This window comes from Massilia sp. HP4 (assembly GCF_005222695.1).
Classification (GTDB): domain Bacteria; phylum Pseudomonadota; class Gammaproteobacteria; order Burkholderiales; family Burkholderiaceae_D; genus Telluria.
This window is the reverse complement of sequence record NZ_STGG01000023.1, coordinates 72055-93171: the sequence shown is the minus strand read 5'-3', so window position 1 is coordinate 93171 and position 21117 is coordinate 72055. Positions and strand designations below refer to the sequence as shown.

Here is a 21117-nt window from a genome sequence, read left to right as displayed (position 1 = left end):
CCCGGGATCAAAAAAACAATGCGCGAGTATAGCCCCCTTGTGTCATGCCCGTCATGTTTTCTGCCGTATTGACGGCCGTCCCGGTGGCGTCAACATCGCGTCATATTGGCGTGGCAAGATGTCACATTATGCAGAAAGAGGACAAGTCAACATGAGTACCGAGGCGCCCCTGTACCGACACCAGGTCCTCTTCCTCTCCCAGAGCTTCTTCATCAAGGACAACCGCGCCGAGCTGCTGCTGCACGCGCACAAATACGATTTCGACATCCGTTTTTTCAGCGAAGTGGCCGAATTCACCGCCGCCGTCGGGGCCGACCGGGGCGGCAGCCTGTTCGTGATCGACCTCGACGCCCTGCACAATATGCAGGCCGACCTGCAAGACAGCCGCAAGACCCTGATGCTGGGCGAACTGCTCGAACGCCTGCCGCGCGGCCACGAGTACGTCTATCTCCAGTCCAGCCGCCAGGGCAGCCGCTTCCTGCTCCAGCAGCGCCTGGTGGACAGCAACTGCCTGGCCTACGCCGAAAAGCCGATCGCCAACGACGTCCTGGTCGACAAGCTGTTCAACCTGTTCGTGCGCACGGGGCGCGGCGACCTGGTGTCGCTGGTCCACCTCGGCCAGCCCGACAGCCTGGATGCGGCAGCGCTCGGCGAGCAGCGCGTCGAGGTGGTCCACCACCCCGATGCGGCCACCCTGCACCTGCGCGTCAAGGCGCTGCAGCCCGACCTGGTCGTGATTCCCGACGACGAGTACCGGCGCCAGGAAGCGCTGGCGCGGGTCATGAAAAAGAATATCGAGGCCGATCCGGTGCGCGAGATCGTGCTGCTCCAGCGCCGGCCCGATGACGCGCTGGCGCGGCGTGCGCTGGAAGACGGTTTCGACGCCATCCTGCAAGATAGCGGCGACGGCATGGTCGAGGTCCAATTGGCCAGGCGCGCCGCCAAGATCCGCGTCAGCAAGGACCTGATCGGCAAGGACCGCGCCACGGGCCTGTTGAACAAGGTCGGCCTGCAGCGCAAGACGCAAGACCTGATCCGGCAAGCGACGCAACAAGAAAAGCCGCTGGCCTTCGGCGTGATCGACATCGACAAGTTCAAGACCATCAACGACAGCTGGGGCCACCACTTCGGCGACATCGTCATCAAGCGCCTGTGCCTGTGCCTGGCGCCGCAGATGGGCGAGCGCGACCTGCTCTCGCGCTTCGGCGGCGAGGAATTCGTGGTCGTGTTCTGGGATTGCACGCTCGATGCAGCCTGGCGCCGGCTCGATGCGCTGCGCCAGGCCTTCGGCGCGATCGAGTTCCAGGTTGCGCGCGGCGACCTGCGGCGCTTTTCGTTCAGCGGCGGATTGGCCGCGTTTCCCGAACACCGTAGCGAGAACGAGCTGTTCCTGCGGGCCGATGCGATGTTATATACGGCCAAGGAGACTGGCCGCAATCGCATTTGCCCTGATGTGTCGACGCAATCACCGTAGGGTTGGCGGCTTCGCCGCCGACGCGTCGATTGTTATCGGCTCCAATTCCACGTCGGGTGATCTCGCATCGGCTCCAATTCCATGTCGGGTGATCTCGCATCGGCTCCGATTTCATGTCGGATGATCTCGCAGCCAACCATCACCGCGTCGGCGGCGTAGCCGCCGACCCTACGCGAGCAAGCCCGACGCTTCCCAGTCCAGGTCAGCCCGGCAAGTCGGTCAGCTTGCCCAGGCAGCGCCGCTCGAAACTGTCCAGGCCTTCAGTGACCAGCGCGTCGTCGTCGTCGACCACGCGGGCGTCGAGCAGCACCCGCAGCTTGGCGATCTGGTCGCCCCGTTCCAATGTGCGGGCCAGCGGCGATCCGTCCGGCTGGCCGTAGCCTGCGATGCCTTCCACCACGTCGGGCGGGAATTCCCAGTGGGCGGCGATGGTCGACGACAGGCCGCGGCTGACGTCGAACAGGCGCCGGCCGAATTCGCTCGATCCGGGGATCTTGCCCGATTCGACCGCGCGCTCGGCCAGGCGGAACGCCACCACCAGGCCCAGGTTCTGCATCAGGCCGGCCAGGTAGGCTTCGAACACGCCGGCGCCCAGGCCCGGCGCCATCAGGCTCGAGGCCAGCGCGCACTTCTCGGACTGGTTCCAGACCAGCGGCGCGGCCTGGCGCGCAAAGCCCTGGTCGGCCATCTTGATCAGCGGCCGGAAGGCGATCCGGGCAAGCAGCATGCGCAGGCCGTTCTGGCCGATCATCATCAGGGCGACGTCGAGCGACTTGACCGCCTGCAGCGGCCGGTAATAGGCGCTGTTCGCCTCGCGGATCACCTCGGCCACCAGCACCAGGTCCTGTTCGACCTGGCGCGCCAGGTCGCCGGTCGAGACGTCGTCGTCGGCCAGGTCGCGCAGCAGCTTCGGGATCAACTCGGGCACGCGCGGCACCAGGCCGCTGGCCGCGACCGGATCGGCCGCCAGGGTGCGCACCAGGTCGAGGATGTGTTCTTCGACCTCGGCGCCGGCCTGGTAGCCGCCCGACGCGGTGAGCCAGCGGTAATACGCGGCGTCGACCTGGACGCCGTAATCGTCTTGCGCGGCCTGCTCTGGCGCGGCGCTCGCGCCGGCGACGGCCTCGGGCGCCTTGTCGGCGCTGCTCAACATGCGATTGATCCAGTTTTTCATGGCGTGTGCCTGACAATCAATAATCGCAGCATTGTAATGCCTGGCGCAGCGGAAGTTAACGGGCGGCCGTGGCCAGCGCCGCCTCTTGCCAGCCACCACCAAGCGACTGGATCAGCGATACCGCGGCCGTCTGGCGGTCGGCCTGTACCTGCACCAGCGAGCGGCGCGCATTGAGCGCCGTCACCTGGGCCTGCACCACCTCGGTATAGCTGACCTGCCCAGCCTTGTAGCGATTCAGGATCTGCTCTTCGACCAGTCCGGCCGCCTCGGCCGCCTCGGCCCGCAATTGCTGCTGCTGTTCCAGCACGCGGGTGGCCGATAGCCCGTTCTCGACCGCGGCGAAGGCATCCAGCACCACCTGCCGGTAGCGCGCCACCGTGGCCTGGTGGCGCGCCTCGGCGCCTTGCACGCTGGCGCGGGTGGCGCCGGCATTGAAGATGGTCTGGGCCGCCGAGAGGCCGAACGACCAGGCCGCGGCGGACGCCGAGAACAGGTCGCCCACGCGGCTGGTGGTATTGCCGTAGTTGGCCGACAGGCCGAAATTGGGGAAATAGGCCGAACGCGCGATGCCGATGTCGGCATTGGCCGCCGCCACGTCGCGCTCGGCGGCGGCGATGTCGGGACGGCGCTGCAGCAAGGTCGACGGCACGCCGACCGGCACGTCCGGCACCGACACATGCCATGGCGCCGGCGGCAGCGCGAAGGTCGACGGGGTCTGGCCGACCAGCACCGCGATCGCATGCTCGAGCTGGGCCCGCTGGTTTTGCAGGCCGAGGGCGTCGCTGCGCGCATTGGCGAGCTGGGTCTGGGCCTGCAGCACGTCGGAGCGCGCCGCGATGCCGGCCTCGAAGCGGTTCGAGGTGATCTGCAGCACCCGCTCGTAGCCTTCGATGGTCGAGGCCAGCATCTCGCGCTGGGCGTCGGTCTGGCGCAGCGAAAAGTAGTTGATCGCCAATTCGCCCTGGGCCGCGAGGACGGCGCTGGCCAGGTCGGCGGCGGTGGCTTGCGCGCTGGCCTCGGCGCCGGTCACGGCATTTCGCAGGCGGCCGAACACGTCCGGCTCCCAGCTGGCGCCGATCTGCAGGCGGTATGAATTATCTGCACTGCGCTCTCCGCCACCGGCACGGTCGGCGCCGGCGCCCAGCGTCACCACCGGGAACAGCGAGGCACGCTGCTGCGCCACCAGCGCGCGCGCCTGGGCATAGTTGGCGACCGCCACCGCCACGTTCTGGTTGGCGGCCTCCACCTGCCTGGCAAGGCGGTCGAGTTCGGGGTCTTCGAACAGGGTCCACCAGGGGCCGCGCTCGAGCGCGTCGGCGGGCGCCGCCGGCACCCAGCCCTCGGCTTCCTTGTAGGTTCCCGGCAGCGCGGCGCCGGCCTGCAGCGGATCGGGACGCTCGTAGGCGGGTCCGACGGCGCAGCCGGCCAAGGCCGCGGCAAGGGCGAGCAGGGTAAGACGTGTTGGAACGGTATGTCGCATAGAAATCATGGTTTTGCCAGCGATGGACCCGTGTCGTCTTCGTGAGGATGACGGGTCAGGTTGTGTTCGTCGAGTTTGCGGGTGCGCAGCTTGTCGAGCAGGACGTAGACCACCGGCGTGGTGAGCAGGGTCAGGAGCTGGCTCGCGACCAGGCCGCCGATGATGGCGATGCCCAGCGGGCGGCGCAGTTCCGAGCCTTCGCCGAAGCCGATCGCCAGCGGCAGCGCGCCCAGGGCCGCGGCCAGGGTCGTCATCAGGATCGGCCGGAAGCGCAGCATGCAGGCTTCGCGCACCGCTTCCATCGCGGTAAGCCCGCGCGCGCGCTCGGCCTCCAATGCGAAATCGATGATCAGGATCGCGTTCTTCTTGACGATGCCGATCAGCAGGAACACCCCGATCAGGGCGATGATCGAGAACTCCATCTTGAACAGCAGCAGCGCCAGCACCGCGCCCACGCCGGCCGACGGCAGGGTCGAGAGCACCGTCACCGGATGCACCAGGCTCTCGTACAGGATGCCCAGCACAATATAAATGACGACGATCGCGGCCAGGATCAGCAGCGGCTGCTCCTTGCTCGACTCTTGCGCCGCTGCCGCCGTGCCCTGGAAGCTGCCGCGCACATTGGTCGGCATGCCGATATCGGCTTCGGCCTGGCGCACCGCCGCCTCGCCGTCGGTCAGGCTGAAACCCGGGTTCAGGTTGTACGAGACGGTGGTCGCCAATTCTCCGTCCTGGTGGCTGACCGAGGTCGGGGTCGCGCTCTCGGCGAAACGCGCGATCGCCGACAGCGGCACCATGGTGGCCGCGTTGCTGGCCAGGGCCTGGCCACCGGACGGGTCGCGCGCCGCGGTCAGGTTGGCGGTCGTCGAGGTCGAGGCGCCCGCCGCACCGCTGGCGGCCGCGGTGCCGGTGGTGGCCGACACCACGCCACCCGATCCACCGGTCGGCCGCGCCGGCACGTACACGTCCTTCAAGGCCTCGGGCGACTGCGCATACTTCTGCGCCACGCCCATCACCACGTGGTACTGGTTCAGCTCATCGTAGATATTGGCCACCTGGCGCTGGCCGAAGGCGTTGTACAGGGCGTTGGTCACGTCGCGCGTGCTGATGCCCATGCGCGCCGCAGTCTCCTTGTCGATCGTGACATAGGTTTCGACGCCATTTTCGGCCTGGTCGGTGTCGACGTCGACCAGCGCCGGCTGCGCCTTCATGGCCTCGGCCAGGCGCGAGGCCCACTGTTTCAGGTCTTCCGCGTTGTCGCTCTTGAGCGTGTACTGGTAGGTGGAGTTGCTGGACCGTCCGCCCATGCGCAAGTCCTGCACCGGATTCAAGAAGATCGTGATGCCGGTGACCTTCGCCATCTGCGGGCGCAAACGCGCGATCACGGCCTGGGCGGCGACGTCGCGCTCGCCCACGGGCTTCAGGTTAACGAACATAAAGCCGCCGCCGGCGCGCCCGCCGCCGGTGAAGGCCACCACGGTGTCCACTGCCGGATCCTTGCGGATGATCTCGACCAGCTGGTAGATCTTTTGCTGCATCGCCTGCGACGAGATGCTCTGGTCGGCGCGGATGCCGCCATTCATCTGGCCCGAATCCTGCTGCGGGAAGAAACCCTTCGGTGCACTGGAGAACAGATAGACGTTCAGCGCCACCGTAAACAGCAGGATGATCATCACCAGCAGCTTGCTGTCGAGCGCCCAGTCGAGCGCATGCTCGTAGACACGCAGCACGCGCGCAAAGCCGTTCTCGGACCAGCGCGCCAGGCGCCCGGGTTTCTTGTCCGGGTCTTCCTTGCGCAGCAGCCAGGCGCACATCATCGGCGTCGTGGTCAGCGAGATCACCAGCGAAATCAGCACCGCCGCCGACAGGGTCACGGCGAATTCGCGGAACAGCCGGCCCACCTGGCCGCCCATGAACAGCAGCGGAATGAACACCGCCACCAGCGACAGCGAAATCGACAGCACGGTAAAGCCCACCTCGCGCGCACCGAGCAGCGCGGCCTGCATGCGGTCCATGCCGTTCTCGATATGGCGCGCGGTGTTTTCCAGCACCACGATGGCGTCGTCGACGACGAAGCCGGCGGCCACCGTCAGCGCCATCAGCGACAGGTTGTTGAGCGAAAAGCCGAGCGCATACATCACGCCGAAGGTGCCCAGCAGCGACACCACGGTCGCCACCGCCGGCACCACGGTGGCGCGCAGGGACCGCAGGAAGACGCTGACCACGCCCACCACCAGCACGATCGACAGCACCAGGGTGAACTCGATCTCGTGCAGCGAGGCGCGAATCGAATTGGTGCGATCCGACGCCACCGCCAGGTTGATGTCACCCGGCAGTTGGGCCTGCAACGACGGCAGCAGGTCGCGGATGCCGTCCACGGTCTCGATCACATTCGCCTCGGGCTGGCGCGTGACCAGCACGATCACCGCCGGCTGGCCGTTGAACAGGCCCAGCGTATAGATGTTCTCGGGGCCGTCGAACACGTTCGCCACGTCCGACAGGCGCACGGCGGCGCCATCGCGCCATGCCACCACCAGGTCTTTATAGTCGCTGGCGCTGCGGCCATCGCCGCCGGCCGGCTGCGAATAGATCTGCAGGCGGTTGCCATTGCCGTCGATCTCGCCCTTGGGGCGGTTCGGATTGCTGGCCTGGATCGCGGCGCGCACGTCCTCGGCCGAGACGCCGTAGCGGTTCAGCGAATACGGCACCAGCTCGACCCGCACCGCGGGCAGCGAGCCGCCGCCGATTTCCACCTCGCCCACGCCCTTGACCTGGGCCAGGCGCTGCTGCACCAGGTTCGACACCGATTCATAGATCTGGGCCGGCGATTTCGTTTTCGACGTCAGCGCCAGGATGATCACCGGCGCGTCCGACGGGTTGGCCTTGCGATAGGTCGGGTTGCTGCGCAAGGTCGCCGGCAGGTCGGCGCGCGAGGCATTGATCGCCGCCTGCACCTCGCGCGCGGCGGCGTCGATCTGGCGGTTCAGTTCGAATTGCAGGTTGATGCGGGTCGAGCCGGTGCTGCTGCTCGAGGTCATCTCGTTCACGCCGGCGATCACGCCCAGGCGCCGCTCGAGCGGCGTGGCCACGCTCGAGGCCATGGTTTCCGGGCTGGCGCCCGGCAGCGAGGCCGACACCGACACCGTCGGATAGTCGACCTGGGGCAGCGGCGCCACCGGCAGCACGAAATAGGCGGCGATGCCGGCCAGCGCCAGGCCCAGGGTCAGCAGGACCGTGGCGATCGGGCGCTCGACGAAGGGGCGCGACAAATTCATGCGCCCGCCCCTTCGGTCTTGTGCGGTGCTTTACCCGTCCAGCGGCGCGCGGTGCGGTCGAAGGCCAGGTAGATCACCGGGGTCGTGAACAAGGTGAGCAGCTGGCTCAGGATCAGGCCGCCGAAGATGGCCAGGCCCAGCGGCCGGCGCAGCTCGGCGCCCTCGCCCGTGCCCAGCATCAGCGGGACCGCCGCGAACAGCGCCGCCAGGGTCGTCATCAGGATCGGGCGGAAGCGCAGCAAGGCAGCCTGGCGGATCGCCACCAGCGGAGATTTGCCTTCCTCGCGCTCGGCCTCGATCGCGAAGTCGATCATCATGATCGCGTTCTTCTTGACGATGCCGATCAGGAGGATGATGCCGATGATGCCGATCACGCCCAGGCCCTGGCCGCTGACCCACAGCGCCAGCAGCGCGCCGACGCCGGCCGATGGCAGGGTCGACAGGATCGTCAGCGGGTGGATATAGCTCTCATACAGCACGCCCAGCACGATGTAGACGCAGACGACCGCGGCCAGGATCAGCCACAGCTGGTTCGACAGCGAAGCCTCGTAGGCGCCGGAAGCGCCGAGGAAGGTCATGCTGACCGAGGCCGGCATGCCGATCTCCTCGGCCGCGGCGCGGATCGCGCTCACCGCCTGCCCCAGAGAGGCGCCGGATGCCGTGTCGAAGCCGACCGTCGCCGCCGGGTACTGGGCCACGTGGATCACCTGCAGCGGCGCCTGGCGCTCGCTGATGGTGGCGATCGCCGACAGCGGCGTCGGCTGGCCGGAACCGGTGCGCAGCTGCAGGCGGCCCAGGGCGGCGATCGACATCGCCTCGTCCTGCTGCGCTTCCAGGATCACGCGGTACTGGTTGGTTTCGGTGAAGATGGTCGACACGATGCGCTGGCCGAAGGCGCTGTACAGCGCGTCGTCGATCGAGGCGGCCGTGATCGACAGCCGCGAAGCGGTGTCGCGGTCGATGTCGATGAAGGCGGCGGCGCCCGTCGCGCCGGCGTCGGTGACGGCGGTGCGCAGCTCGGGCAGGCTGCCGATTTTCTGGGTGAGCTTGCGGGCCCACTCGTTGACCGTGTCCTCGTCGGCGCCTTCGATCGACAGCCGGTACTGGGTCGGGCCGCTCTCGGCGTCGATGGTCAGGTCTTGCGTCGGTTGCAGGAACAGCTGCAGGCCCGGCACATTGGCCACGCGCTGGCGCAGGCGCTGCATGGTTTCAAGCGCGTCGCCGCGGTCGGCCTTCAGGTTGATCAGCATGGTCCCGGTATGCAGCATGGTGTTGTTGGCCGCATCGACGCCGACATACGATGCCACCGTGGCGACCTCGGGATCGGCCATGATCTGGCGCGCCGCCTCTTGCTGCAGCTTGGCCATGTCGGCGTACGAGATCGACTGGCGCGCCTGCACCCTGGCCTGCAACTGGCCGGTGTCCTGGGTCGGGAACAGGCCCTTGGGGATGATCATCCACAGCAGCGCGGTCAGCACCAGGGTGCCGAGCGCCACCAGCAGGGTCAGGCCCTGGCGTTTCAATACCCACCCCAGCATCACGTCGTAGCGCTCGATCACGCGATCGAAGAAGGCCTGGAACCTGACGGCGAATTTGCTCGGCTTTTCTTGTTCATGGCTACGCAGCCAGCGCGCCGCCATCATCGGCACCAGCGTCAGCGACACGACGCCCGAGATCAGGATCGTGATCGCCAGGGTCACCGCGAATTCGCGGAACAGGCGGCCGACCACGTCGCCCATGAACAGCAGCGGGATCAGCACCGCGATCAGCGACACGGTCAGCGAGATGATGGTGAAGCCGATCTGGGTCGCGCCCTTGATCGCGGCCGCCATCGGCTTCTCACCTTTTTCGATATAGCGCGCGATGTTCTCGATCATGACGATCGCATCGTCGACCACGAAGCCGGTGGCGATCGTCAGCGCCATCAGGGACAGGTTGTTCAGGCTGTAACCGAGCAGGTACATCACGCCGAAGCTGCCGATCAAGGAAATCGGCACGGCGAGGCTGGCGATGATGGTCGCGCGCAGGCTGTGCAAGAAGGCGAAGATCACCAGCACCACCAGCACCACGGCCAGCAGCAGCTCGATCTGCACATGCTTGACCGAGGCCCGGATACCGGTGGTGCGGTCGCTCAGCACGTCCATGCGCAGCGCCGTCGGCAGGCCGGCCTGCAACTCGGGCAGGCGCGCCTTGATCGCGTCGACAGTCGCGATCACGTTGGCGCCCGGCTGGCGCTGCACATTGAGGATGATCGCCGGCTTCATATTGGCCCAGGCGCCCAGGCGCACGTTCTCGGCGCTGTCGACCACGTTCGCCACTTCGTCCAGTTTCACGGGGGCGCCGTTGCGGTAGGCGACGATCAGGCTTTCGTAGTCGGGGACGGTGACCAGCTGGTCGTTGGCATTGATCGCATACGAGCGGGTCGGGCCGTCGAAGCTGCCCTTGGCGCTGTTGGCATTGGCGGCGCTGATCGCGGTGCGCAGCGTGTCCAGCCCGAGGCCGTAGGACGCGAGCGCCTCGGTATCGGCCTGGATCCGCACCGCCGGGCGCTGGCCGCCCGACAGCGAGACCTGGCCCACGCCCGAGACCTGGCTGATCTTGAGCGCCAGGCGGGTGTTGACCAGGTTCTGCACCTCGGTCAGCGGCAGCGTGTCGGACGTGATCGCCAGGGTCAGCACCGGCGCGTCGGCCGGGTTGACCTTGGCATAGACCGGCGGCGCCGGCAGGTCGGTCGGCAGCAGCGAGCCGCCGGCATTGATCGCGGCCTGCACTTCCTGCTCGGCCACGTCGAGCGTCTCGCCCAGCGCGAACTGCAGGGTCACGATCGAAACGCCGGCGGCGCTGGTGGAACTCATGCGGGTCAGGCCGGCCATCTGGCCGAACTGGCGCTCCAGCGGCGCGGTGACGGTGCGCGCCATCACTTCCGGGCTGGCGCCGGGGTACAGCGTCTGCACCTGGATGGTCGGGAAGTCGACCTGCGGCAGCGCCGACAGGGGCAGGAAGCGGTAGCCGACCAGGCCCGAGAGCACGATCGCCAGCATCAGGAGGGCGGTGGCGACCGGGCGGTTGATGAAGGGAGTGGATGGACTCATCGGATGCTCCCCGCGCGATCATCGCGGTACCGCAACATCATTGCTGCGCTCCCTGGGCCGGACGGCCGGCGCCCTGCCCTTGTCCCTGGCGAGCGCCCTGCCCTTGTCCCTGGCGAGCGCCCTGCCCCTGGCCACGCGCGACGGCGCCGGCCGGTCGATCGTTCGGCAACACGACGCTCGCGCCATCGCGCAGGCGGTCGGCGCCTTCGGTGATCACCTGCTCGCCCACCTTCAGGCCGCTCACGATCTGCACCTTGTCGACCGTCGCCTGCCCACGCTTGACGGTGCGCAGCGCCACGGTACGCTCTTGCGCATTGAGCACGTAGACGAAGTCGCCATTGGCGCCATGGCGCAGCGCCGTCACCGGCACCACGACCGCATCCTGCAAGGTATTGACGGTCAGGCGCAGGTTGACGAACTGGCTCGGGAACAGCTGGTTGTCGGTATTGGCGAAGCGGGCCTTGGCGCGCACGGTGCCGGTTTGCGTGTCGACCTGGTTGTCGAGCGCGATGAAGCTGCCGCTCGCCAGTGTCTCGGTGCGCGTGCGATCGAGCGCGATGGCCGGCAGTTTGCTGGCTTGCGCAATGCGGCGCTGCAGCGCCGGCAGGTGGTCTTGCGGCACGGCGAATTCGACGTCGATCGGCGATAGCTGGGTGATGACGGCGATGCCGGCCGCGTCGCCGCTGCCGACCAGGTTGCCGACGTCCACCGTGCGCAGGCCGACGCGCCCGCCGATCGGCGCGCGCACCGTCGCGTAATCGAGGTTCAGCTGGGCCGTGCCCTCGCTCGCCTTGTTGGTCAACACCGTGCCTTCGAGCTGCTTGACCAGCGCGGCCTGGGTATCGACTTCCTGGCGCGCGATCGAGTCCTGTTCGAGCAGGGTGCGGTAGCGCGACAGGATCAGGCGCGCGCTCTCGAGCTGGGCTTCATCGCGCTGGCGCTGGCCGCGCGCCTGCAGCAGCGCCATCTCGAATGGCCGCGGATCGATCGTCGCCAGCACCTGCCCGGCTTTGACCATCTGGCCTTCGGTGAAGTGGATTTTCTGGATCACGCCCGACACCTGGGGACGCACGGTCGCGGTGGCCGCGGCGGCCACGGTGCCCAGCGCTTCCAGGTTGACAGGGATATCGGCCTGCGCCGCGGTGGCGACGCCCACCGTGGTGGCCGGGCCGCCCCGACCGCCCGGACCGCCGGGACCACGCCCCCCGCCCGGGCCGCCACCAGGGCCGCCCGCCGCCATCCCCGGCCCGCCAGGCCCGCCCGCCGGCTGGTGCGTGAGCGACCAGGCCAGGTAGCCCAGCGCCACCATCGACAGCACGGCGATCGCGCCGCCGATGATGCGCGTGCGCCGGGTGCGCACTGGTCGGCCGGTGGTCGGTTGGGTCGGGGAATGCTGGTCCATGCTTTTCCTTGTTCGATATAAATGCTAATTCCACAATACGGCTCACATTGACTTTAGCATGGGCGTTTCAAGGGATATGTTTCGTAACGTACATTGGTGTTCCGCTGAAATCGCCCTCGAAAGCCCGCCTTAACGCCGATTTACACAGATCGCCGCTATTTAGGGGCAGTAAACAAAAAACGGGCGCGGCAATCGCTGCCGCGCCCGTCCAAGCTTGTATTAATCAGTTACAAACTGCTTACATATTCCATCACCAGTTACCGCAGAAGCAATGGGCAACGGCGGCGAACGGCTTGCGCTCGGCCGTCAGTTCGGACAGGAAGGCCATATCCTCTGCCACCTGGCCGACCGGGCCGGCCGGGATCGCCTGTTCGACCAGGCCCAGCTTGACCTGGATCGTCATCGCCTGCGCCGCCGAGGCGCCCGCCATCTGCAGGAAGCGCTCGACGCGCGTGATCGGGCGCTCGACATAGACCACGCGGTATTCCTTGGCCAGCTTGGCGCGGCCGGCGGCCGAGGCCAGCGCATCGTTATAGCTGCCCAGGCGATCGACCAGGCCGCGCTCCTTGGCCTGGGCGCCGGTCCAGACCCGGCCCTGCCCCACTTCGTCGATCTTCGCTTGCGTGGTCTTGCGCGCCGCCGCTGCCTTGCTGGTGAAGTCGGCATACACATTGTTGATGCTCTGCTGGACCAGCTTCTCGAAGCGCGGGTCGAGCGGACGCAGTGGATTGTAGGCGTCGGCCAGCCAGGTGGTGGTCACGCCCTCGGTGCGCACGCCCAGCTTGTCGGCCACCTTGTCGGCAGTCGGCAGCAGCGCGAACACGCCGATCGAGCCGGTGATGGTGGCCGGGTCGGCGATGACTTCGTCGGACGCCATCGAGATCCAGTAGCCGCCCGAGGCCGCGACGCTGCCCATCGACACCACCACCGGCTTGCCGGCGGCGCGGGTCAGTTCGAGCTCGCGCCGGATCAGTTCGGAGCCATAGGCGCTGCCGCCGGGCGAATCGACGCGCAGCACCAGGGCCTTGATCGCGTCGTCCTCGCGCGCCTGGCGGATCAGGTTGGCCGTGCTGCGCCCGCCGATATTGCCCGGACCGCCCGCGCCATCGGTGATGGTGCCGGATGCCACGATCACGCCGACCGCGTCGCCGAACTGCTTTTGCGGGTGGCGCGCCAGGTATTCATGGAAGCCGACCTGGCGGAACGACTTGATGTCTTCTTCGTACACGCCGCGCTTGATCATCAGGGCGCGCAGCTCGTCGCGGGTCTTGAGGCCGTCGACCAGCCTGGCCTGCAGCGCGACCCTGGCGGCGCTGCCGCCGGCCGCTTCCATGCGCTCGGGCAGGCTGTCGATCAAGCTGCCCAGCGTGCCGTCGGCCAGCTTGCGGTTCTTTTCGACCAGGCCGGTGTAGCCGGCCCACATCGCGTTATACAGGTAGGCGTCGGCTTCGCGCGCGGCGTCCGATGGGCCATTGGCGATATACGGTTCGGCCGCGCTCTTATAGGTGCCGACCTTGACCAGGTTGACCGTCACGCCGACCTTGTCAAGCGCGTCGCGGTAGTAGTTGCGGCGTCCGCCGAAGCCTTCGATGAGCACCATGCCCATCGGGTGCACATACACCTCGTTGGCATGCGAGGCCACCAGGTAGCGCTTCTGGTCGTACTGGCCGCTCCAGGCCACCACCGTCTTGCCGGCCTTCTTGACGCGCTCGACCGCGGCGCCGAACTCGCGCAGCATGGCCATGCCGCCGCCGTTCATCTCGTCGAGCAGCAGCACCACGCTCGTGATGTTGGGGTCGCGCGCGGCATTGTCGAGCACCTGGATCACGTCGCGCAGGCGCACGGTGCGCTTGCTGTCGCCGCCGACGTTGTCGAGCACCGTGTCGCGCAAGGTGGTCTCGTACTGCTCGACCAGGTCGCCCCTGACCTCGACCACCAGCGCCGTTTTTTCGGACAGTGGCTTGACGCCGCCGCCGAAGAACATCGCGACGATCACGATCAGGATCAGCAGGAACAGCAGATTGAAGAAGGTGCGGCGGGTCACGTCGAGCGCGGTCCACAGGAACACGAACCCACGCCGCAAGGCGTAGAGGGGCTTGAAAGCCATCGAAACTCCAGTCAAAGTCAAATGTAACGAATGCTCAGGGGACCTGCCCGGCCCCGGCAACGCCGGGGTCTCGTCGCGAGATCGCATACAAGCCGGCAAACACCAGTATGCCGTTAATCATCAGCAATTCCAGCCCGAGCCGGTATGAGCCGAGCAGGTATGCCTGATTGTACTCAAGGATGGCGCACAGGACGGGTGCGCCGATCGTCACCAGCGGGACAAGCCCGTCGCGGGGCATGCGCCGGGTCAGCATGCCGAAGGCGAACAGGCCGAGCAAGGGCCCATAGGTATAGGCGGCCAGTTTGAGGATCACGCCGATCATGCTCGGGTTGTCGGCCGCCTTGAAGCCCAGCACCAGCAGCAGGAACAGGAAGGCGAAACCCAGGTGCACGCGGCGGCGCAGGCTTTCGGCCTGGGCTTGCGACAGGTCGGTGCGGCGCTTGATGCCCAGCAGGTCGATGCAGGTCGACGAGGTCAGCGCCGTGATGGCGCCATCGGCGCTGGGGAACAGGGCCGAGATCAGCGCGATCAGGAAGATGATCTGCAAGGCCGCCGGCAGGTGGCCCATCACCACCGCCGGGAAGATCTTGTCGCCAGTGGCCGTCACGCCGGCCAGCGGCGCATACAGGTACAGCAGCCCGCCCAGGAACAGGAAGGACAGCAGCACCACGACCAGCACCGCGGTCAGGGTCAGCATGTTCTTTTGCGAGTCCTTCAGGGTCTTGACCGAGATGGTCTTCTGCATCATCTCCTGGTCCATGCCGGTCATGGTGATCGTGATCAGGGCGCCGGCGATGATCTGCTTGAGCCAGAAATTGGGGCTGTCCACGTCATGCGTGAAGATAGTGGCCAGGCCCTGCGACTGCATCTGGTTCAGGCTCTCCGGCACCGACATATCCAGTTCGCCCAGCAGGATCCAGACGCAGGCGAACAGGCCGAACAGCATGCCGCTGGTCTGCAGGGTGTCGGTCCAGACGATGGTCTTGACGCCGCCCTGGTAGGTGTAGAGCAGGATCATGCCCAGCACGACCAGGGTGCTGAGCCAGAACGGGATGCCCAGGCTGTCGAGGATGATGGCCTGCAGGATGTTTACGACCAGGTACAGGCGCGCGGTGGCGCCGAGCAGGCGCGAAATAATGAAAAAGCCCGCGCCGCTCTGGTAGGCGCGCCGGCCGAGGCGCACGTCGAGGTAGTGGTAGATCGAGGTCAGTTGCAGGCGGTAGTACAGCGGCAGCAGCACATAGGCCACGGCGATGTAGCCGATCACGTAGCCGATCACGATCTGGGCGTAGCCGAAGCCGTCGACGCCGACCGCGCCCGGCACGCTGACAAAAGTAACGCCGGAGAGGGTCGTGCCGACCATCCCGAAGGCGACCAGCATCCAGTTGCTGCTCTTGTTACCGATGAAGAAGCTGTCGTTGTTGGCGCCTTTCGAAGTGGCCCAGGCGACGCCGAGCAGCAGTGCGAAATAAGCGATGAGGATGCAGAACAGGAGTAGCGGGGACATGGCGTGCCGAGGTTGTCGTTTCGCTCAGCAATATACACCTTCATCGGGCATGGCCCAAGGGCCGGGTGCTCGGCCTGGCAACTAGATTTCTTCGCCGCGCACCCGCGTAAAGGGGCCGATGCAGGCGTCGATCGAGGCCTCGGCGCACAGCAGGAACAGCTTGCCGGACGGGTGGAAGCGCACGAAATGGGTGGCGTTGGCGCCCGGCTTCATCACATTGCCGGAGCAATCGGGCTTGCCGTTGTCCTTGGTGACGCGGTCGGTCAGGCGGTAGAAGCCCTCGGCATCGGGCTCGTTGGGGATCGTGTAGACGCTCTCGGAAATCTCGGCGGCGCTGGTGACCAGGGTGGTGCCGTCGCCGCGGAAGCGGTAGGTCTCGGAGCAGCCGGTGTCGGGCACCTCGAGGCGCCAGATGCCAAGGATCGGATGGTCGGACGCCGGCCCCTTCTGCGCGAACGCCGGCTGGCTGGCGCAGAGCAGGGACAATAGCAACAGGCTGGCAATGGCGCGCATGGCGGGCTCCTTGGTCGCGACCGGACGATGCCTGTGCAGGAGCGCCAGGCGATGCCATTATTGCATCGCCTGGCACACAAGGGCGCACGCGCCGCGCGCGTGCCCCGCGTGCGCTATCGATCAGCCTTTGTCGGAACCGGCCTTCGGCTTGGCTGGACGACGGCTGCGTGGCGCAGCCTTGCGCGGGGCAGCCTTGCCTGGGGCTGCCTTGCGGGCCGGCGCCTTGCGGGCTGGACGATCCGGATCGTATTGCGCCAGCTTGGCCTCGGCCGCGGCGTCGATTGCTTCGTCGGATTCCTCGTAGTCGGCGTCCGGTTGCGGATCGACCGGGGGCGCGACCACGGCCGGCGTTGCAGCCTGCGCGGCGGCGGCGGCGTCGAGCGCAGCCTGCTCGGCCAGCTTCTTGGCCGACGGCTTGCGCGGCGCGCGGCGGCGCTCCTTGGCCGGGGCCGGCGCTTCTTCAGGCGCCGGGGCAGCGGTTTGGGCGTCGGCGACCGGCGCCTCGGGTTCGCTCACGAACAGCGTCGGCTGCGATGCCGGCTGTTCGATGGCCTCGTCCTGCGGCTGGGCATCGGGTTCGATCGCCACCGGCTCCAGCAGGGCAGGAATCGGCGCGGAGGACGACGATTCGCCACGGCCGCCCTGCTTGCGGCCACCGCGGCCTCGACCGCGACGGGTGTCGGGCTTGGCCGCTTCTTCAGGCGCGGCGTCGACCGGGGTGGCGGCATCGATCCCGTCTTCGACCACGGTCTCCGCGCCATCCTGCGCTGCGCTGTCGAGGCCTGGCGCCAGCAGCGGCGCGTTGGCGCTGCGGTAGACATAGGTACCCGACTTCTCGTCGCGGCCGAACTCGAACAGGCCGCGGGTCTGCGCTTCCTCGAGCAGGTTGCCGAAGGTGCGGAAGCCGTAATAGGTCTCGGAGAAGTCCGGACGGCGGCGCTTGAGGGTATCTTTCAGCAGCGACGCCCAGATCTTGCCGGTGTCGCCGCGTTCGGACACCAGGGCGTCGAAGGTCTCGACCACCATGTCCAGCGCCTGCACCTTGCGCGCCTCGAGTTCTTCCTTGCGCTTGTCGTCGCTGGCGCCGGCCGTCGACCCCGAACGGCGATTCGACTGGCCCTTGCGCGCCTCTTGTTCTTCCTTGCGCTTGGCGGTGGCGCGGTTCTTTTCGCGCACCAGGTCGTCGTAGAAGATGAATTCGTCGCAGTTGGCCACCAGCAGGTCGGAAGTCGACTGCTTGACGCCGACGCCGATCACCTGCTTGGCGTTCTCGCGCAGCTTCGACACCAGCGGCGAAAAGTCGGAGTCGCCGCTGATGATGACGAAGGTATTGACGTGCGACTTGGTGTAGCACAGGTCGAGGGCGTCGACGACCAGGCGGATGTCGGCCGAATTCTTGCCCGACTGGCGCACGTGCGGGATCTCGATCAGCTCGAAGTTCGCCTCGTGCATGGCGGCCTTGAAGCCCTTGTAGCGGTCCCAGTCGCAGTAGGACTTCTTGACCACGATGCTGCCCTTGAGCAGCAGGCGTTCGAGCACCGGCTTGATGTCGAATTTCTCGTAGTTGGCGTCGCGTACGCCGAGGGCGACGTTTTCGAAGTCGCAGAACACCGCCATGCTGATGTTGTCGGAAGATGAGGCCATAAGTTGTTGTTTTCTGATAATGATAAGACAAGCGTACGGCGATTATACGCAACCGAAGCGTTTTGCCGGGTCTTGCTCGCCGCACTATCTCAAAATCGGTTTCGCGGCCGAATCGGGCGCTCGCCTAACGGTCGCTCGTCGCCGTAGTCAATGCGAGCGACAGCAAGTCACGTTGGTAGGAAAGTTCCTTGATGACGACGTTCGCGAGCAACCCACCAACCCCGATTCCCGCAAGCGCCCCACCGACGACCACGTATCCGTAGTGCGCCAGCATGATGCCGCTGGCTGGATAATTGGTCCAGATTCCCCATGCCCCCATTAGGAGCCCTAACACGGCGACCTTGTCGGAGCCGCCGATCAGCAGGCCCAGTTGAAGACGCATCCGTTCGATTCGAAGCGAGAGCCATTGATCCGTCAGTTTCAGGGCGGCGATATCAAAACGGTGAAGATCTTTTGCCTGATTCAAATCGTGAACAAGCGTCAGCTTTTTCGCCCTGTGAAAGTCATCCTTATAAATGAACATATCGACCAGGTCCGGCACGGTATCGACAACCAGCCATAACAGTCCCGTCCCGGCAGACCCGATGAACAGAAATAACGCTGTGCTTGCCCAATAGGCTGCGGAAAGGTCGAACCACCTGGCCAATACCGTGAGCAGAGCCAGGGCCACGCATGACAGGGCAGAACACCACAGCAAGTAACGCGCAGGTTTCTTGAGCATTTTCGCCAATCGGCTCTCCGTATCCTCGACCCGCAAGGGCTTCTTCTGATGAAGAGTGTCCAGGATCGTATGAAGGTCTGCGTCAGCCATGAATTCTCCGTTATCCATTTCGGGAACAGCCCGATCACGGTAATGAAACAACGATCGGTGCAAATCCCGATGATAGCGAAGAGCTGCCACATTATTTCAATTCAGAAATAATTACCAATCGTGCATACAAGGATTGTGACCGCTTCAATTGTCCGTTTAACACGCCCGCTTCTGCCCTATAATTTCGGCTCCTGCCACCGGTCGCCGACGATGTTCCCATCCATCCTGTTCGAGTCAGCCTTCATCAGCTCGCCTTTCGGGCACTACCTGCTGTCGCCCACGCCCGACGCGATCATCCTTGCCGTCAACGATGCCTTCCTCAAGGCGTCGGCGCGCACGCGCGAGGAGCTGGTCGGGGTCAGCCTGTTCCAGGCCTTCCCCGGCAATCCGGACGATCCGAACGATACCGGTGAAGCCGATCTGCGCACTTCGCTCGACAAGGTGCGCGCGACCGGCCGGCCCGACACCCTGCCCGCGGTGCGCTATCCGATCCCGGTCGTGCAGCCCAATGGCGAGACAGTGTTCGAGGAGCGCTTCTGGACCTCGACCAGCACGCCGATCTTCGGCCCCGGCGGCGAACTGGTCTGCATCTCGCACAGCAACAGCGACGTGACCGCCCAGGTCCGCTCGGAGGCCGCCGTGCGCGAAAGCGAGAAGCGCTTCCGCGCGCTGACCAATGCGACGGCCGAGGTCATCTATCGCATGAGCCCCGACTGGACGCAGCTGCGCCATCTCGAGGGCCGCGGCTTCCTGAAGGACTCGGCCGACGTCACCCGCTTCTGGCTGGAAGAGTACATCCCGCCCGAGGACCAGGCCCGGCTGCACCAGGCGATCGCGCGCGCCATCCGCGACAGCTCGGTGTTCGAGCTCGAGCACCGGGTGCGGCGCGCCGACGGCAGCCACGGCTGGACCCTTTCGCGCGCGGTGCCGATGTTCGACGCCGCCGGCCAGGTCTACGAATGGATCGGCGCCGCCAGCGACATCACCGAGCGCAAGGCATCCGAAGAAAAGCTGCGCGAGGCCGACCGCCGCAAGGACGAATTCCTGGCCATGCTGGCGCACGAACTGAGGAATCCCCTGGCGCCGATCGGCGCCGCGGCCGAGCTCCTGCAGCGCATGAAGCTGGACGAAGCGATCATCCAGCGCACCAGCCAGATCATCGGGCGCCAGGTCGGCCACATGACGGCGTTGATCGACGACCTGCTGGACGTGTCGCGCGTCACGCGCGGGCTGGTCGAGCTGGACAGCGCGCCGCTGGACTTCGGCGCCGTGCTGCACGAGGCGGTGGAACAGGTCACGCCGCTGATCCAGGCGCGCCGCCACCAGCTGGCCCTGCGCCTGCCGCCGGCGGGCACGCTGGTCGCGGGCGACCGCAAGCGGCTGGTGCAGGTGGTCGCCAACCTGCTCAATAACGCCGCCAAGTATACGCCGGAAGGCGGCCGCCTCGAGCTTGCATCCTCCATCGACGCCGCCCAGCGCCTGTGCATCGATGTCCACGACAACGGCATCGGCATGGCGCCCGAGCTGTCGGTGCGCGTCTTCGAGCTGTTCGCCCAGGCCGAGCGCTCGTCCGACCGTTCTTCGGGCGGGCTGGGCCTGGGCCTGGCGCTGGTAAAAAGCCTGGTCGAGCTGCATGGCGGCACCGTCGCCTGCGACAGCGACGGCCAGGGCCGCGGCAGCCGCTTCTCGGTCTGCCTGCCGCTGCTGGAACGGCAGGCCCCGGATGCCGCCCCGCCAAGCGAGGAACTGCGCAGCGCCGCGCAGCCGGGATCGCTGCGCGTGATGATCGTCGACGATAACGTCGATGCGGCGGTCACCCTGTCGATGCTGCTCGAGTCGGCCGGCCACCTGGTAGCGGTGGAACACGATGCGCTGCGCGGCCTGGAATGCGCACACGGGTTCGTGCCCAAGGTCTGCCTGCTCGATATCGGCCTGCCCGGGATCGACGGGCTCGAGCTCGCGCGGCGCCTGCGCGCGCTGCCCGAAACGATGGAGGCGGTGCTGGTTGCCGTTACCGGCTATGGCCAGGAGCGCGACCGCGAGCAGATCCTGGGCGCCGGCTTCGACCACCACCTGGTCAAGCCGATCGATACCGGGCGGCTGTACGCGCTGCTCGAAGGCGCGGCGGTGCCAGCGGCCTGAACGCCGCGCCCTTCCACGATCCGCGACAGAAGGCGATAATGGCGCCATCCTGTTCGACACTTTCATCATGCAAGCACACAAGGCACATTACCTGCAGCTGCGTCCCCATGACGCCCTGCCCGACCTGAAACACCTGGCGCCGTTCATGGCGGTGGTCGTGATCGACGACGACAGCGACGAGATGTGGCGCTGGGACGTGGCGCGCTGGCTGGTCGACTCGGGTTGCCGCTTCATGCTGGCCTGGGGCAAGGAGTGCGCGAGCTGGAACGAGGCGGTCGAAGACGCCGCGCTCGAAGCGGCCAATTACGAAGACGTCGCGCCGGAACACAGCGTGCTGACGACGGCGCACGAGGATGAAGACCTGGACGAGGTGTTCTGGTTCGCGCGCCACCGCGCCAGCCATCCGGCGCTGCGCTTTACCACCGCGGTGATCCTGCACGTGGCCGTGCGCGGCCGGCCCGACGAACTGCTGGCGCAGTTCGCCGACGCCTGAACC

13 protein-coding genes are annotated in these 21117 nt (G+C 66.6%); 3 read left to right on the top strand and 10 right to left on the bottom strand.

The features are described from left to right. Nucleotides 1-151 precede the first annotated feature (151 nt). Nucleotides 152-1474 (top strand): diguanylate cyclase, encoded by a 1323-nt coding sequence (locus tag E8M83_RS11195; RefSeq protein ID WP_137173443.1) that lies wholly within the window; start codon nucleotides 152-154, stop codon nucleotides 1472-1474. 202 nt (nucleotides 1475-1676) lie between these two features. Here E8M83_RS11195 and E8M83_RS11190 read toward each other — a convergent pair whose 3' ends face one another. The 10 genes from E8M83_RS11190 to E8M83_RS11145 form a co-directional block, all read right to left on the bottom strand. Then, nucleotides 1677-2648, bottom strand: coding sequence for an HDOD domain-containing protein (locus tag E8M83_RS11190; RefSeq protein WP_137173442.1), 972 nt, complete (start codon nucleotides 2646-2648; stop codon nucleotides 1677-1679). A gap of 55 nt (nucleotides 2649-2703) precedes the next feature. Then, nucleotides 2704-4128, bottom strand: a complete 1425-nt coding sequence (locus E8M83_RS11185) for an efflux transporter outer membrane subunit (RefSeq protein WP_373995047.1) — start codon at nucleotides 4126-4128, stop codon at nucleotides 2704-2706. Between the two features lie 5 nt (nucleotides 4129-4133). Then, nucleotides 4134-7403 carry an efflux RND transporter permease subunit gene (locus tag E8M83_RS11180; protein WP_137173440.1) on the bottom strand — a complete coding sequence of 1090 codons (3270 nt, stop codon included), beginning with the start codon at nucleotides 7401-7403 and terminating at the stop codon, nucleotides 4134-4136. After that, on the bottom strand, nucleotides 7400-10495 hold the full coding sequence (locus E8M83_RS11175; protein ID WP_137173439.1) for an efflux RND transporter permease subunit: 3096 nt from the start codon (nucleotides 10493-10495) through the stop codon (nucleotides 7400-7402). Before E8M83_RS11175 ends, E8M83_RS11180 begins: the two co-directional genes overlap by 4 nt. 37 nt (nucleotides 10496-10532) lie before the next feature. After that, on the bottom strand, nucleotides 10533-11897 hold the full coding sequence (locus tag E8M83_RS11170) for an efflux RND transporter periplasmic adaptor subunit (protein ID WP_137173438.1): 1365 nt from the start codon (nucleotides 11895-11897) through the stop codon (nucleotides 10533-10535). 250 nt (nucleotides 11898-12147) lie between these two features. Further along, nucleotides 12148-14004, bottom strand: coding sequence for a signal peptide peptidase SppA (gene sppA, locus E8M83_RS11165; protein ID WP_137173437.1), 1857 nt, complete (start codon nucleotides 14002-14004; stop codon nucleotides 12148-12150). A gap of 34 nt (nucleotides 14005-14038) precedes the next feature. After that, on the bottom strand, nucleotides 14039-15511 hold the full coding sequence (locus E8M83_RS11160; RefSeq protein ID WP_137173436.1) for a sodium:solute symporter: 1473 nt from the start codon (nucleotides 15509-15511) through the stop codon (nucleotides 14039-14041). 81 nt (nucleotides 15512-15592) lie between these two features. Continuing rightward, the gene (locus E8M83_RS11155) at nucleotides 15593-16024 is read right to left on the bottom strand and encodes a hypothetical protein (protein ID WP_137173435.1); all 432 of its coding nucleotides are present in this window, start codon (nucleotides 16022-16024) and stop codon (nucleotides 15593-15595) included. 120 nt (nucleotides 16025-16144) lie between these two features. Further along, a complete protein-coding gene (locus E8M83_RS11150; protein WP_137173434.1) occupies nucleotides 16145-17668 on the bottom strand; it encodes an NYN domain-containing protein in 1524 nt (507 codons plus the stop codon). A 124-nt stretch (nucleotides 17669-17792) separates the two neighbouring features. Further along, nucleotides 17793-18479: a hypothetical protein gene (locus E8M83_RS11145; protein ID WP_137173433.1), complete on the bottom strand. Its 687-nt coding sequence runs from the start codon at nucleotides 18477-18479 to the stop codon at nucleotides 17793-17795. Between the two features lie 210 nt (nucleotides 18480-18689). Between E8M83_RS11145 and E8M83_RS11140 the strand changes: the two genes are divergently transcribed. Both E8M83_RS11140 and E8M83_RS11135 read left to right on the top strand, forming a co-directional pair. Continuing rightward, nucleotides 18690-20621: an ATP-binding protein gene (locus tag E8M83_RS11140; RefSeq protein ID WP_137173432.1), complete on the top strand. Its 1932-nt coding sequence runs from the start codon at nucleotides 18690-18692 to the stop codon at nucleotides 20619-20621. A gap of 67 nt (nucleotides 20622-20688) precedes the next feature. Beyond that, entirely contained in the window at nucleotides 20689-21114 is a 426-nt protein-coding gene (locus E8M83_RS11135; protein ID WP_137173431.1) for a hypothetical protein, read from the top strand. Nucleotides 21115-21117: the final 3 nt, after the last annotated feature.

Excerpts from the sequence above, each read along its gene's own strand:
- E8M83_RS11195 (WP_137173443.1), top strand. The coding sequence starts at position 152 with ATGAGTACCGAGGCGCCCCTGTACCGACACCAGGTCCTCTTCCTCTCC.
- E8M83_RS11190 (WP_137173442.1), bottom strand. The coding sequence starts at position 2,648 with ATGAAAAACTGGATCAATCGCATGTTGAGCAGCGCCGACAAGGCGCCC.
- E8M83_RS11185 (WP_373995047.1), bottom strand. The coding sequence starts at position 4,128 with ATGCGACATACCGTTCCAACACGTCTTACCCTGCTCGCCCTTGCCGCG.
- E8M83_RS11180 (WP_137173440.1), bottom strand. The coding sequence starts at position 7,403 with ATGAATTTGTCGCGCCCCTTCGTCGAGCGCCCGATCGCCACGGTCCTG.
- E8M83_RS11175 (WP_137173439.1), bottom strand. The coding sequence starts at position 10,495 with ATGAGTCCATCCACTCCCTTCATCAACCGCCCGGTCGCCACCGCCCTC.
- E8M83_RS11170 (WP_137173438.1), bottom strand. The coding sequence starts at position 11,897 with ATGGACCAGCATTCCCCGACCCAACCGACCACCGGCCGACCAGTGCGC.
- sppA (WP_137173437.1), bottom strand. The coding sequence starts at position 14,004 with ATGGCTTTCAAGCCCCTCTACGCCTTGCGGCGTGGGTTCGTGTTCCTG.
- E8M83_RS11160 (WP_137173436.1), bottom strand. The coding sequence starts at position 15,511 with ATGTCCCCGCTACTCCTGTTCTGCATCCTCATCGCTTATTTCGCACTG.
- E8M83_RS11155 (WP_137173435.1), bottom strand. The coding sequence starts at position 16,024 with ATGCGCGCCATTGCCAGCCTGTTGCTATTGTCCCTGCTCTGCGCCAGC.
- E8M83_RS11150 (WP_137173434.1), bottom strand. The coding sequence starts at position 17,668 with ATGGCCTCATCTTCCGACAACATCAGCATGGCGGTGTTCTGCGACTTC.
- E8M83_RS11145 (WP_137173433.1), bottom strand. The coding sequence starts at position 18,479 with ATGGCTGACGCAGACCTTCATACGATCCTGGACACTCTTCATCAGAAG.
- E8M83_RS11140 (WP_137173432.1), top strand. The coding sequence starts at position 18,690 with ATGTTCCCATCCATCCTGTTCGAGTCAGCCTTCATCAGCTCGCCTTTC.
- E8M83_RS11135 (WP_137173431.1), top strand. The coding sequence starts at position 20,689 with ATGCAAGCACACAAGGCACATTACCTGCAGCTGCGTCCCCATGACGCC.